This window comes from Catenuloplanes japonicus (assembly GCF_000717135.1).
Taxonomy (GTDB): domain Bacteria; phylum Actinomycetota; class Actinomycetes; order Mycobacteriales; family Micromonosporaceae; genus Catenuloplanes; species Catenuloplanes japonicus.
On the sequence record NZ_JNXY01000014.1, the window covers coordinates 95,091 to 108,499 of the forward strand.

Sequence of the window (13,409 nt, forward strand, 5' to 3'; positions counted from 1 at the left end):
GCGGTGGCATCCACCAAGACCTTCGACTACAGCAGCGTCGATGCCACCGGCAAGCGCAGCAAGGGCAAGATCGACGCCTCGAACGAGGCGGCGGCGGCCCAGCTGCTGCGCCAGCGCGGGATCGTGCCGCTCTCCATCGCGCAGTCCGGCCAGGGCATGCAGAAGGAGATCAGCATCCCGGGCATGAGCAACCGGGTCACGCTGAAGGATCTCTCGATCTTCTCGCGGCAGTTCGCGACGCTGACCGCGTCCGGCATGTCGTTGCTGCGCACGCTGGCCGTGCTGGAGGAGCAGACCGCCAAGGCGCCGTTGCGCAAGGCGGTCAGCGACATCCGCTCGGACATCGCGTCGGGCATCGCGCTGTCGACGGCCATGGGCAAGCACGACCGGATCTTCCCGACGCTCATGATCGCGATGATCAGGGCGGGTGAGGCCGGCGGCTTCATGGACGACGCGCTGGAACGCATCGCGATCAACTTCGAGAAGGACGCGGCACTCCGCGGCAAGATCAAGAGCGCGCTGACGTACCCCGTGATCGTTCTTGCCTTCAGCTTCATCCTGATCGGCGGCGTGCTGCTGTTCATCGTGCCGGTCTTCGAGGGCATGTTCTCGTCGCTCGGCGGCCAGCTGCCGTTGCCGACGCAGATCATCGTCAACGTCAGCCACAGTCTGTACTGGTCCGGGCCGTTGACGATCGGCGTGGTCGCGGCGGTCGTGATCAGCGTCAAGTCCGCGCTGCGGACCAGCACCGATTTCCGGTTGTGGTTCGACCGGTTCAAGTTGCGGTTGCCGGTCTTCGGCAACCTGCTGCGGAAGATGGCCATCAGCCGGTTCTCCCGCAACCTCGGCACGTTGCTCGCCGCCGGCGTGCCCGTGCTCCAGGCGCTCGACGTCGTGGGCGCCACCACGGGCAACTCCGTCATCACCGAGGCCATGAAGGATCTTCAGGCCGCGATCCGTGACGGTCAGCCCATGTCCGGGCCGCTGTCCAAGCACAAGGTCTTCCCGCAGATGGTCACGCAGATGATCGAGGTCGGAGAAGAGAGCGGCCAAATCAGTCAGATGCTCGGCAAGATTGCCGACTTCTATGACCGCGAGGTTGATGACGCCGCGGAAGCCCTGACCGCCTCGATCGAACCGCTGATGGTGGTCTTCATGGGCCTCTCGGTCGGCTCGATGGTCGTCTGCCTGTACCTGCCGATGTTCACGATCTACCAGAACATCGGCGGGACCTCCTGAGACACACCCACGCAATACCGCTTCACCCCGGTCAAGGACGACCGGTTCCCCCTCCCCCCGAGCGCCACAGGAGGCACTCAATGCAGCACCTCATCGCCAAGTCGCAGCAGAAGCGTGCGGAGAGCGACAAGGGCTTCACCCTGATCGAGCTTCTGGTGGTCGTCGTGATCATCGGAATCCTGGTCGCCATCGCGGTCCCGGTCTACCTGAACTACCGGAAGGGCGCGCTGAACAAGGCCGCCCAGTCCGACATCCGGGCGGCGATCAGCACGGTCGAGCAGTTCTACTCGGAGAACGGCAACGCGTACCCGGGCACCGCCGGCACCGCCGTCGCGTCCGCCAGCGGCATCCTCACGCTGACCGGCACCGTCCCGGCGGGCTCGCCGACCGGTACCACCGCGCCGTCCGTCACCTCCAACGTCTCGGCCGGCAACGAGGTCAGCTACCTCCTGGTGGCCGCCGCCAGCGGTAACCCGGCGTTCTACATGCTCTGCGCCCGCAACGTCGACGCGAACAAGTTCTTCGTCTACAACGGCCTCAAGGGCGGCTCCGTCAAGGAGGCCGCGGGCCAGGCCGACATGGCGGCCTGCCTCGCCGGCAACCGCTAAATCGCACTGACGATGGGCCGGCGGACACCCCGCCGGCCCATCACCCCACTCCCCGCCGACCGAAAGGACTGACCCGCCGTGGCTCCACTGCTGCTCCTCACCGCGATCCTCGGCCTCGCGGTCGGCTCCTTCCTCAACGTCGTGATCTACCGGGTGCCGCGCGGCGAATCGCTGGTGCGCCCCGGCTCGCACTGCCCCAGCTGCGGCGACGCGGTCCGGCCCCGGCACAACGTGCCGGTGCTCGGCTGGCTGGCGCTGCGCGGGAAGTGCGCCACCTGCAAGGAACCGATCAGCGCCCGATACCCGCTGGTCGAGGCCGGCACCGCGCTGCTGTTCGTGGCGATCACCGCCCGGTTCGGGTTCTCCCCGGAGCTGCCCGCCTACCTCTACCTGGCCTCGATCGCGGTCGCGCTGGCCCTGATCGACCTGGACGTGCAGCGCCTCCCGGACGCGATCGTCCTCCCGTCGTACCTCGTCGGCCTGGTCCTCCTGGCGCCCGCGGTCATCGCGAGCGGCGACTGGGGGCAGGCGGTCCGCGCGATCGCCGCGATGGCCGCGCTCTGGCTCTTCTACAAGCTGCTCACCGTGGTCCACCCGCGCGGCATGGGCCGCGGCGACGTCAAGCTCGCCGGCGTGCTCGGCCTCTACCTCGGCTGGCTCGGCTGGGACGCCCTGCTGGTCGGCGCGTTCGCCGCGTTCCTGATCGGCGGCCTGGCCGGCGCCGCGCTGCTGGCCTCGCGCCGCGCGAACGGCAAGACCGCGGTCCCGTTCGGGCCCTACATGCTGATCGGCGCGTTCCTCGCGATCTTCGCGGCCGGCCCGCTCGCCGGCTGGTACCTGTCGCTCCTGCCTTCCGTCTGACCTTTACAAGACCCACACCCCAACCCCGCCCGCGGTACGTGAAAGGACGCTCGATGGCTGCCACCAACCTCATCGGCCTGGACATCGGATCGATGTCTGTGCGAGCCGTCGAGACCTCACGCGGCAAGGAGGGTCTCGGCATCCTGAACTACGCCCAGACCCCGCTGCCGGCCGGCGCGGTCGTCAGCGGCGTGATCCGGGACGCCGAGGCGGTCACCGCCGCGCTCAAGGAGCTGTGGACCACCACCAAGTTCCGCAGCCGGCACGTGTCGCTCGGCATCACCAACCCCCAGGCGGTGGTACGCGAGATGTCCGTCGCGAAGCTGCCCAAGAACCAGCTGAAGAAGTCGCTGCCGTTCCAGGTCCGGGACATGCTCCCGCTGGCCGTGGAGCGCGCGCTGCTCGACTTCTACCCGCTGGAGGAGCCGTCCGGCGACACCATCCGCGGGCTGCTCATCGCCGCGCCGAAGGAGGCCGTGCTGATGGCCGTGCAGGCGGTCGAGCGGGCCGGCCTGCACGTCGAGCGCGTCGACCTGGCCACGTTCGCGCTGCTGCGCTCCACGGCCTGGCTGGACTCGGCCGTGGAGGCGATCGTCGACATCGGCGCGCAGGCCTCCAGCGTGGTCGTGCACGCGGACGGCGAGCCGCTGATCGTGCGCACCGTGCCGCGCGGCGGCCAGGAGCTCACCGAGGTGCTGGCCAGCCGGCTCGGCATCGGCGTCACCGAGGCCGAGGCCGTCAAGTGCTGGGTCGGCCTGCGCCGCGAGGAGGGCCCGGAGGTGGCCGACATCCTGCGCGAGGCGCTGCGGCCGCTGATCAGCGAGATCCGCAGCTCGTTCACGTACCTCAGCTCCAGCGAACGGCCCACCCAGGTGCAGCGGCTGTCGCTGGCCGGTGGCGGCTCGCTGCTGCCCGGCCTGGCCGAGACGCTCGCGAACGAGCTGCACGTTCCCGCCGTGATCGCGGACCCGATGAGCCGGCTGCGGGCGCTCGACCGCGGCCAGCACGACAACCTGGAGCGGTTCCGCTCCTCCGCGGCCGTGTCCATCGGCCTCACCCTCGGAGCGGCGTGATGACCACCGAACCCGGTTTCACCGCACAGATGCCGGCCCCGCAGCTGGACCCGCTGCGCCTGGTCCGGATCTCCGCCAACCTGCTGCCGGACGAGGTCACGGACGGGCGCCGTACCCGGCGTACCCGGACCGCGGTCGTCAGCGGCCTCGGCGTGGTCGTGCTGCTGCTGGCCGGCTGGTACGGCAGCACGTTCGTCCAGTCCGGCACCGCCGAGGAGGAACTGGCCCGGTCCGAGGCGCAGGTCGCGTCCGCCCAGCAGGAGCAGGGCCGGTACCGCGAGCTGACCGACACCAAGGCGAAGCTGAACGCGGCCCAGACCCAGCTGAGCACGCTGATGTCCACCGACACGCAGTGGCAGAAGCTGCTGGCCGACATCCGCGGCGCCGCACCGGCCGGCGTGGAGATCGGCCAGGTCTCCGCCGGGCTCAGCAGCGCGGCCTCCTCCGGCGACGGCCTGCCGTCGCAGACCGAGGAGAAGCTGGTCGGCAGCGTGACGATCACCGGCAAGGCCGCGACCAAGGACCAGATCGCGGCGTTCGTCGACAACGTGCGCCGGGTGACCGGACTGGCCAACCCGCTGCCGACCACGGTCGCCACCGCGGAGGGCAAGGAGAGCTTCACGCTCCAGGTCGACATCACCCAGGCCGCGCTCGGCGGCCGTTTCTCGCCCGATCCGGCGGAGTCGCCGGCCACCGCGCCCACCACCGGAGGCAAATGATGCGCGGCCAGCACGCGGACAAGATCTGGATGGCCGGTGGCGCCGCCGTCGCGGCGCTGCTGACGCTGCTCACCTGGCTGCTGCTGGTGGGCCCGCAGAACGACGCGACCCGGACCACCCGGACGGCGGCGACCGACAACCTCGACAAGGCCGCCGCCCAGCAGGCGACGCTCAAGCGCCTGGAGCAGGACAGCGTCAACCTGCCCTCGTACCAGGCGGAGCTGGCGGACATCCTGCGCGCCGTCCCGGAGTCCGACCAGTTCCCGGACCTGCTGCGCGCGCTGCGCGAGGCGGCCACGGACAACAAGGTCGAGGTCAGCTCGCTCTCCGTGGCCGGCGCGGCCCGGATCGAGGGCACCACGCCGGTCATCTTCGACATGCCGCTGAGCATGAGCGTGACCGGGGACTCGGACAACGTCCAGCGGTTCCTCAACGACCTGCAGCAGCACCGCGACCGTGCCGTGCTGATCGACTCGGTCGGCGTCTCCGCCCAGGCCGGCTCGATCGAGGGTGACGTCACCGCCTCGCTCGCGCTGCACGTGTTCGTCTCCGGCGCCGCGCCCGTCGCCGCTTCCGACGGCGCGACGGCCGTCAGCTGACAATCCGGTTGCTTTCACCGGCGGGGTCTACCGGACCTCGCCGGTCCAGCCGATCAGGCACCAGGTACGAGAGGAGGTGCGCGATGCGCGCCGTCATCCGCCGACGGACCGGTCCGTCCGCACCCGCGCCCGACGCGGGTTTCACGCTTGTCGAGACGATCGTGGCGATCGGGATCATCGGCCTTGTCATGTCCGCGCTCGGCACGTTCTTCGTGCAGTCCATGCGCGCCTCCGGCAAGCAGACCGGGACCCAGGCCGCGGCGCAGATGGCCGGCGACGCGATGGAACGCGTGCGCTCGCTGGCCGGCCAGCAGCTCGCGCTCAAGCGCGACCAGAACAGCTCGCTCACCCAGTGGCAGAACCCGGTCCCCGGCGTCGCGCCGTGGCTGGCCGGCATGACCATGGCCTACGACAGCACGGCCGCGGTGGGCTCGGGCCCGACCGCGCAGCTGCCGACCACGCCGATGACCGTCACGCTCGGTGGCGTCGACTACCGCCAGAGCTTCTACCTCGGCCGCTGCTGGCAGAACCTCCCGGCCGGCGGCACCTGCACCACCGCGTCCGGCGCGTACGGGTTCTTCCGTGTCGTCGTCGCGGTGAACTGGAACGACAGCGTCTGCGACAAGACCGGTGGCGTCTGCTCGTACGTCACCGCCACGCTGGTCAGCAACGCGGAGCAGGAGCCGAAGTTCGACTCCAACGACCAGGCGATGCCGCCGCAGATCGTGCCGCCGGGCAACCAGATCGACGACGTCAACAGCACGGTGAGCCTGCAGCTGACTGCGACCGACGGCGCCGCGCCGCTGAACTGGATCTCCGCGGACGGGCTGCCGTCCACGATGACGATGAACACCTCCGGCCTGATCTCCGGCCGCGCACCGGCGACGGCCGGCACCTACACCGTCACGGTCACCGTCCAGGACGACTACGACCTGGTCAACACGGCCACGTTCACCTGGACCGTCACCCGTCTCCCGGCCGCGCAGAGTCCGGGCAACCAGAACACCACCGGCGGCAACGCGATCACCGCGGTCACGCTGCGGGTCACCGACGGCAGCACGCCGGCCACCTGGGCGGCGACGAACCTGCCGCCGGGCCTCACGCTCGCCACCGCGACCGGCGTCATCTCCGGCACGCCGAACAAGGTGGGCACCTACGCGGTGAGCGCGACCGTCACGGACAAGAACCAGAACACGTCCACGACGTCGTTCTCCTGGGTCGTGCCGAACCTGGAGCTCACCGACCCGACCGTGACGAGGACGCTGACCTACAACCAGACCATGACCAACGTGACCGTCGTGGCCACCGGTGGCATCCAGAACGCCAGCAGGCAGTACACCTGGTCCTGGGCCGGCTCCGGTCTGTCGACCGTGCCGACCGGCCTGTCGCTCAACACCAGCACCGGCGTGATCAGCGGCCGGCCGACCGTGAAGGGCACCTACAAGTTCACGATCACGGTCCGGGACGCGCAGAACCCGGCGAACACGGACATCACCAGCGTCCTCACCTGGACGGTCTCGTGAACGCCCGGGAGCACGACGAGGAGCGGGACGCCGGCATCACGATGATCGAGATGGTCGTCGTCATGGCGATCATGTCGGTGCTGATGGTGCTCTTCACCTCCTCGGTGGTGACGATCTACCGCACCTTCAACAAGGTGGACGCCACCAACGCGGCGCAGGAGCAGGTGAACAACGTGTTCCTGCGCCTGGACAAGGAGGTCCGCTACGCCCAGGCGGTCTCCACGCCGCTGATCGGCACCACGGTCAGCGCGGTCGAGTACATGATGGCGCCGCCTCCGGGCGTCAGTAACCCGACCTGCGTGCAGCTGCGGCTGCGCACCGACACGGGTCAGCTCCAGCAGCGCAGCTGGGTGGACGGCACCACGCCGTCGGGCGGCTGGGTCACGCTGCTCAGCGGCGTGGCTCCGGCGAAGGACGGCGTCACCACCAAGCCGGCGTTCTCGCTGGTCACGCCGTCCGCGGAGCAGGACTACCAGCGGCTGCGGCTCAACTTCACCACCACGGGCGGCGGTGCGGGCGGCTCGACCAGCCGGATCACCGACATCACGTTCACGGCGCTGAACACGACGGGGACCAGCCCGACCGGGCTGTGCAACGAGAGGACCGGGCTGTGACCAGGATCTGGCGTCTCCCGTCGCCGCGTGACGACCGCGGCTCGATTCCGATGGCCATGCTGATCGTGCTGATCGGCACCACGCTGGCCGCGCTGCTCGGCACGCTGGTGCTCAGCCAGGTCGCGTCCACCCGGGTCGACCTGCGCCGGGTGCATGCGCTGCACGCGGCGCAGGCCGGCCTGGACGTGGCGGTCGGGCACATCCGGGCCATCGCCACCGCGACCGGCTCGGACCGGACCAAGCTGCCGTGCGGCACGCTGACCGGCTCGCTGGGCGACGGCAGCACCGCGGTCTACCGGACCACGGTCGACTACTACCTCGGCGACCCGCAGAACAAGGACCAGGCCTGGCTGACCGCGAACAAGCTGCGGTGCAACCCGGGAACCGGCACCGGCGCGGTGCCCGCCTACGCCTACCTGGTCTCGATCGGCGCGGACCAGCCGACCACGACGTTCGCGGACGTGCCGACGCGTACGGTCAACGGCACCTACACGTTCCGGCTCGGCAACCAGAACGTGGTCGGCGGCCTGGTCCACATCGCGAACGACGGCGGCGCCGACCTGTGCCTGGACTCCGTGGTCACGCCGACCACGCCGCCGGCCGCGCCGACGCAGGTGCGGATGGAGCGCTGTGTGCCGAACAAGGCGTCGCAGATGTTCGCGTACAACGACAACCTGACGCTCAGCCTGGTCGGTTCCGGCACCGGCCGGTACCCGCTGGGCATGTGCCTGGAATACAGCTCGAGCGCCAGCCCGTCGGTCCCGGTCGCGGGCGCCGCGGTCGTCTTCACGCCGTGCGCGAACCCGACCGCGCAGCCGCAGCGGTGGACGTTCGACGACAGCTCGTTCTTCCGGCCCACCTACTCCAACGGCACCTACGACGGCAACAGCCTGTGCATGTTCGCGCAGACCGCGCGGGCCGCCAGCAACGTGATCCTGCAGACCTGCGGCTCCGGCAACAATGTGCAGAAGGTCTTCAAGCAGGACTTCTCCGTGGGCGCCGGCGCCGCGGGCACCGCGACCGGCCAGCTGATCAACTACCGCCAGTTCGGGCGGTGCCTGGACATCACGAACCACGTGCTGTCCAGCCCGGCGCTGATCGCGTGGCCGTGCAAGACCTCGGTGAACACCAACGGCGTGAGCTGGAACCAGAAGTTCACGCTTCCGGTGCCGCCGGACGGCACCGACTTCAAGAAGGCGACCAACTTCACGGTCGGGGTGATCCGCAGCGGCTCCGCCAACGACTACTGCATGAGCAGCCCCGGTGCGACCACGGTCGGCTCCTACGTCCGGTTCAACCTCAGGTGCCCGACGGTGACCACGCCGGCCTCGCTCATCCCGCAGAACCAGCGGTGGACGGTGTACGGCAAGACCGACGACTACGGCACCAGCTACCAGATCAAGGACGGCTACGGGTTCTGCCTGCAGCCGCGGGACCAGAACGCCACCACGCCCGACTACTTCGACGCGACCAACAAGGTCATGAAGATCTACGTCGGCCCGTGCGACGGCTCCACGCTGCAGAAGTGGAACGCGGACCCGAACGACCTCAACATGATCCGGCTCAAGGACCTCGACGAGAAGTGACGGGTCAGACCGGGTAGAGCTCCTCGAGGATCCGCTCGAGGAACGTGATGGTGTCAGACGGCTGGAGCGCCTCCACGCAGAGGCGCTCCATCGCCGCCGCGTAGTGGTCCACGTCCTCGCGCTTGTCCAGGTAGAGCGCGCTGGTCAGCTGTTCCATGTAGACCACGTCGGGCAGCTCCTGGTCCTGGAAGCGCAGGATGCTGAACGCGCCGCCGGCCGCGGCGTGGCCACCGGCCTCGAACGGGATGACCTGAAGCGTGATGTTCGGCAGCTTGGCCAGCTCCAGCAGCTCCAGGATCTGCGCGCGCATCACGCCGGGGCCGCCGATCGGGCGGCGCAGCGCGGCCTCGTCGAGCAGGCCCCAGAAGCGCGGCGCGTCCGGGCGCTTGAGCACGAGCCGCCGGGACATGCGCAGGTTGACCCGGCTCTCGATCTCGTCCGTCGGGGCGCTGTCGTGGCCGAGCAGGATGACGCCGCGTGCGTAGTCCGCGCTCTGCAACAGGCCGGGAATGTACTGCACCTCGTAGTTGCGGATGATCGTGGCCGTGGTCTCCAGGCCGAGGTAGGCCTGGAACCAGTTCGGCAGGACGTCGGTGTGCTTCTGCCACCAGCCGGGCGTGTTCGCCTCCCGCGCCAGGGCCAGCAGGCTGGCGCGCTCCTGCTCGTCGTCGACGCCGTAGAGCGTCAGCAGATCGGCGACGTCGCGTTCCTTGAAGCCGACCCGGCCGAGCTCCATCCGGCTGATCTTCGACTCGGAGGATCGGATCTCCCAGCCGGCCTTCTCCCGGGTGACGCCCTTGGCCTCACGGAGCTTCCGCAGCTGTGAGCCGAGCAGCATCCGGAGGACGGTCGGGCTGCCCGCCGAACCGCCGTCTTTGTCTGCCGTGCTCACCGTCGTCAGCCTCCGCCTGCTGAACCAAGGTCCCCGTCGAACCGAAGCGATCCTGCCTCTGGGCACGCCGAATCCACCGGCGCACGCCATGAGCCGCCGCTCAGCCTAGCGCGTGGAGCACGATTCTCTTCCAGTCCCAGGGGTCGGACTTTCGGCCGGAGATTGGCCGGCCGGTGTGCGCCCGGTGGTATCAGGCGCACACCGGTTTTTTCAGACTTTCCAGGGCTTTTACAACGCGAGGTGGTCGAACTCCCCGTCGCGGGCGCCGAGGATGAACGCCTCGATCTCCGCCGGGGTGTAGATCAGCGCGGGGCCCTCGGGGTCCCGGCTGTTGCGCATCGCCACGCCGCCGCCCGGGAGCGGTGCGAGCTCGACACAGTTGCCGCTCGGGTTGCTGAAGCTGCTCTTCTGCCAGGTGACCGGCAACTGTGCGGCGGGAACGCCGTTGTATGTCGTCTGCTGCATCGCGGTTCTCTCTACTGGTTGGGTTGGGGGACGTGACCGCTGAGCGCCGACCGCCCCCAATGGGCCGGCGTGGACGCGGCTCAACCAAACCTCCCCGGCGTGCTTGTGCACGCCGTGGATGCACGTGCATTCGCTCTTGCGCCTGCATGGCATACCGAGGATGATAGCTCATGTGCATAAGCACATACTCGTTCACTCTCTGTGATCGGAAATCGGATTTCTGGTGGCGAATCAGACATTTTTCCTCGCTGGCGTAGCCGCGACTGACACACTGAGTGACCAGTCAGTCAGGGGCTCCGCCCGGTGCCGGCCGCCCGCGTGCGGGTCGGGCGGACGCGCACGGGACTGCTTCGCCACCGCTCCGGCTCATATACGGGGGTCCGGGTCGTGGATGTGACGCTGACGCTGGCCTGTCTGCTCGCCGCGGGCACGGCCGGGCTCGCCTGGCGGTCGCACCGCCGGGCGCGGCGCGCCGAAGCCGAGGCCGCGGGTCTGCGCCTCGCCCTCGACGCCGAGCGTCACACCGCACTCCACGACCCCCTCACCGGCCTGCCGAATCGGCGGGCCTTTTATCGGCTCGGCGCCGAGCGCGTCGCGGTCCATGACAAGCTCGGCATCGTCGCGGCGGTCGTGGATCTCGACGACTTCAAACGCATCAACGATGAGTACGGTCATGCCGCGGGAGACACGGTGCTGAGCACGGTGGCCCGGCGGCTGGCCGACTATGCCGGTGACGACCTGGTGGCCCGGCTGGGCGGCGACGAGTTCGCCGCGCTGCTGACCGGAGCCGCGATCGACGTCGCCAACGGAAGCCACGCCACCCGCATCTCCACCGTGCTGTCCTCGCCGATCCCCCTCGGGGGAACAGTGAGCGACCTGTCCGTCACGGTCACCGCCTCGGTCGGACTCGTCCCGGTGACGCCGGGCATGAGCCTCGCCGAAGCGCTCGGCCGGGCCGACACGGAGATGTACGTGGCGAAGAGCCTCCGCTGCCGCGAGCCGCAGGCCGCGCCGGCCCCTAGACCGCCGGTCACCCCGATGAAACCGGTGATTCCCAGGCAGCCGACCGAACTGGCGCGTTCCAAGGCAGGAGGGTCATGAACATGTCTGTCCCCAGTGTTGATCCCCATCGGCGCGACCCCGCCCAGGTGGCCTCGACCGACACCTACCGGCCCGAGGACCGCGTGTGGGTGTTCCGCGGCGGTGAGTGGCGTGCCGGCATCGTCGAGGTCGCGTCGCGCGACGCGGCGACCGTGACCTACCGGCCGAGCAGCTCCCGGGGGACAGGCGTGGACACGATCACCGCCCGGTTCGTGCAGCCGCGCTCCGAGATCGACCCGATGCTGGACAAGAAGATCGTGCTGCCGCAGTCCCGGACTGCCTGATCCCTCCCGCGGTGCGCGGAGCCGCGGGGACATAGAGAAAGTGGTGGTGGCCGGTATGCCCCGGCCACCACCACTTTCTTGTGAAACTCAGACCTGTCCGGCTCAGAGTTTGCGGGCCACGCCGGCCCAGTAGTAGGCCGCGGTCGGGTCCTCGGGCGGCGTCGGCGGGTGCCAGGACATCACCGGCACCAGGCCCGGCTCGACCATCTCCCAGCCGGGGACCGCGAAGTACGCCTCCACGTCCTTGCGCCAGCGCGGGACGAACGTCATCTGGCCCCGGGTGATCGCGACCAGCCGTTCGATCGCGGGCGGGTCGAAGTCGTACGCCGGGTGGGTGATCACCAGGTGGCTGCCGGACGGGAGCGCGTCCATCAGCTCGTGCACGGCGCGGCCAGGATCGTCCTCGTCCGCGATCAGCATCAGCACCGCGATCAGGGTCAGCGCCACCGGCTTCGTCAGGTCGATCGTGGCGGCCAGCGCCGGCGTCGCCAGCAGCCCGGCCGCGTCCCGCATGTCGGCGTGCACGTACTCCGTCGCGCCCTCGGGGCTGCTCACCAGCAGCGCCCGCGCGTGCACCAGCACGATCGGGTCGTTGTCGACGTAGACCACCCGGCAACGCGGGTCGATGCCCTGCGCGACCTCGTGCAGGTTGGGGCTGGTGGGGATGCCGGTGCCGATGTCCAGGAACTGGGTGATGCCCACGTCGCGGACCAGGTGCGCCACGACGCGGTGGATGAAGTCCCGGTTCTCCTTCGCCATCGCGCGGATGGTCGGGATCGTGTTCAGGAACGCCTGGCCGACCGCGCGGTCCACCGCGAAGTTGTCCTTGCCGCCGAGCCACCAGTCGTAGATGCGGGCAGAGTGCGGCGTGCTGGTGTCCACCCCGGGTGGGGCCACCTCGCTGTGGTCCGCAGACACGACTGAACACCCTCCCGAGAGACCGACCGGTGACCGGCACAGGGTAGCGCCCGCAGCGCTCCGTGGCTGCCCCGTCACCCGACTGTGGAGGGGGTCCTACAGCTCGCGGACCACCACGTCCAGCGCGCCGGGCGCGGGCTCCTCCACCATGTACTTCAGGTCGCGCAACGCGGTGACCAGCGCGGGAACCGAGCGCGGCGCGGCGCCGCTCAGCAGCAGGTCACGGACGACGCGTCCCTTCGTGGCCTTGTTGAAGTGGCTGACCACGGACCGTGTGATCTCGCCGCCGATCACACGTTCGTGCAGCACCCGTACCGTGGCGACGTTCGTGGTCTGATCGCCCGAAGGGCGCCACGCGGCCGCGTAGGAGGAGGAGCGCAGATCGAGCACCGGGCCGCCCAGGCCGGACATGATCTCCGGGAGCGCACGCCGCCAGTGACCCGACATGACGCCCAGCGGCGAGAGCTTCACATTCATGCCGCAGCGGTACGCCGGGAGGCGGTCGCCGAGCCGGGACACGCCGAACAGGCCGGAGAAGATCAGGATCTGCGCGGTGGCCCTGCGCTTCGCGGCCGGCGGCAGCGTGGCCAGGTCCAGCGCGTCGTAGAGCACGCCGGTGTAGAGCTTCGCCGCGGTCGTGGCCGGCGCGGTCCGCAGCAGCGTGTTGCGCCGGACCTCGTCGCGCTGTCCGCCGGAGAGCCCCAGCGTGGCCAGCGCCGCGTCCTCGTCGCCCGCGGACAGCGTGATCAACGCGTCCAGCGCGGCCTCGCGGGCCGGGGTCAGCTCCGGGAACGCCAGCGACGCCAGGTCCAGGGCGGCGCCCCGGGCCGGATGCGCCTTACCCTCGGACGGGGGCAACAGGATCTGCACGGCTCGTTTTCTCCTTGCGACGTACGGGGCCCTGCGAGGTTACCCGGGCCCTTCCGT

General features: G+C 69.7%; 15 protein-coding genes. 11 read left to right on the forward strand and 4 right to left on the reverse strand.

What is annotated here, in order from left to right:
- The first annotated feature begins 3 nt into the window (after positions 1-3).
- The 9 genes from OP04_RS20475 (at position 4) to OP04_RS20515 (ending at position 8,822) form a co-directional block, all read left to right on the forward strand.
- A complete protein-coding gene (locus tag OP04_RS20475; RefSeq protein ID WP_033341360.1) occupies positions 4-1,239 on the forward strand; it encodes a type II secretion system F family protein in 1,236 nt (411 codons plus the stop codon).
- Between the two features lie 80 nt (positions 1,240-1,319).
- Entirely contained in the window at positions 1,320-1,847 is a 528-nt protein-coding gene (locus OP04_RS56485; protein WP_033341361.1) for a prepilin-type N-terminal cleavage/methylation domain-containing protein, read from the forward strand.
- Positions 1,848-1,925: 78 nt separating this feature from the next.
- Positions 1,926-2,708 carry a prepilin peptidase gene (locus OP04_RS20485; protein WP_033341362.1) on the forward strand — a complete coding sequence of 261 codons (783 nt, stop codon included), beginning with the start codon at positions 1,926-1,928 and terminating at the stop codon, positions 2,706-2,708.
- 53 nt (positions 2,709-2,761) lie between these two features.
- Positions 2,762-3,781 carry a type IV pilus assembly protein PilM gene (pilM, locus tag OP04_RS20490; protein ID WP_033341363.1) on the forward strand — a complete coding sequence of 340 codons (1,020 nt, stop codon included), beginning with the start codon at positions 2,762-2,764 and terminating at the stop codon, positions 3,779-3,781.
- The gene (locus tag OP04_RS20495) at positions 3,781-4,500 is read left to right on the forward strand and encodes a PilN domain-containing protein (protein WP_033341364.1); all 720 of its coding nucleotides are present in this window, start codon (positions 3,781-3,783) and stop codon (positions 4,498-4,500) included. The genes pilM and OP04_RS20495 overlap by 1 nt, the downstream gene beginning before the upstream one ends.
- Positions 4,497-5,099, forward strand: a complete 603-nt coding sequence (gene pilO, locus OP04_RS20500; protein ID WP_085066617.1) for a type 4a pilus biogenesis protein PilO — start codon at positions 4,497-4,499, stop codon at positions 5,097-5,099. Before OP04_RS20495 ends, pilO begins: the two co-directional genes overlap by 4 nt.
- A gap of 83 nt (positions 5,100-5,182) precedes the next feature.
- On the forward strand, positions 5,183-6,622 hold the full coding sequence (locus OP04_RS20505; protein ID WP_033341366.1) for a putative Ig domain-containing protein: 1,440 nt from the start codon (positions 5,183-5,185) through the stop codon (positions 6,620-6,622).
- Positions 6,619-7,236 (forward strand): PulJ/GspJ family protein, encoded by a 618-nt coding sequence (locus tag OP04_RS20510; protein WP_033341367.1) that lies wholly within the window; start codon positions 6,619-6,621, stop codon positions 7,234-7,236. Before OP04_RS20505 ends, OP04_RS20510 begins: the two co-directional genes overlap by 4 nt.
- Positions 7,233-8,822, forward strand: a complete 1,590-nt coding sequence (locus tag OP04_RS20515) for a hypothetical protein (RefSeq protein WP_033341368.1) — start codon at positions 7,233-7,235, stop codon at positions 8,820-8,822. Before OP04_RS20510 ends, OP04_RS20515 begins: the two co-directional genes overlap by 4 nt.
- Before the next feature lie 4 nt (positions 8,823-8,826).
- Here the strand turns inward: OP04_RS20515 and OP04_RS20520 are convergent, their stop codons facing one another.
- Together OP04_RS20520 and OP04_RS20525 are read right to left on the reverse strand one after the other, a co-directional pair.
- The gene (locus OP04_RS20520; RefSeq protein ID WP_408606771.1) at positions 8,827-9,660 is read right to left on the reverse strand and encodes a helix-turn-helix domain-containing protein; all 834 of its coding nucleotides are present in this window, start codon (positions 9,658-9,660) and stop codon (positions 8,827-8,829) included.
- A 282-nt stretch (positions 9,661-9,942) separates the two neighbouring features.
- Positions 9,943-10,179 (reverse strand): DUF397 domain-containing protein, encoded by a 237-nt coding sequence (locus OP04_RS20525; RefSeq protein WP_033341370.1) that lies wholly within the window; start codon positions 10,177-10,179, stop codon positions 9,943-9,945.
- 387 nt (positions 10,180-10,566) lie between these two features.
- Between OP04_RS20525 and OP04_RS20530 the strand changes: the two genes are divergently transcribed.
- Both OP04_RS20530 and OP04_RS20535 read left to right on the forward strand, forming a co-directional pair.
- Positions 10,567-11,280, forward strand: a complete 714-nt coding sequence (locus OP04_RS20530; protein WP_157240094.1) for a GGDEF domain-containing protein — start codon at positions 10,567-10,569, stop codon at positions 11,278-11,280.
- Positions 11,281-11,282: 2 nt separating this feature from the next.
- The gene (locus OP04_RS20535; RefSeq protein WP_232323666.1) at positions 11,283-11,564 is read left to right on the forward strand and encodes a hypothetical protein; all 282 of its coding nucleotides are present in this window, start codon (positions 11,283-11,285) and stop codon (positions 11,562-11,564) included.
- Positions 11,565-11,666: 102 nt separating this feature from the next.
- Here OP04_RS20535 and OP04_RS20540 read toward each other — a convergent pair whose 3' ends face one another.
- Both OP04_RS20540 and yaaA read right to left on the reverse strand, forming a co-directional pair.
- Complete coding sequence (locus OP04_RS20540; protein WP_051798411.1) at positions 11,667-12,482, reverse strand: SAM-dependent methyltransferase; 816 nt, start codon at positions 12,480-12,482, stop codon at positions 11,667-11,669.
- 96 nt (positions 12,483-12,578) lie between these two features.
- Entirely contained in the window at positions 12,579-13,352 is a 774-nt protein-coding gene (gene yaaA, locus OP04_RS20545; RefSeq protein WP_033341372.1) for a peroxide stress protein YaaA, read from the reverse strand.
- Between the last annotated feature and the right edge of the window lie 57 nt (positions 13,353-13,409).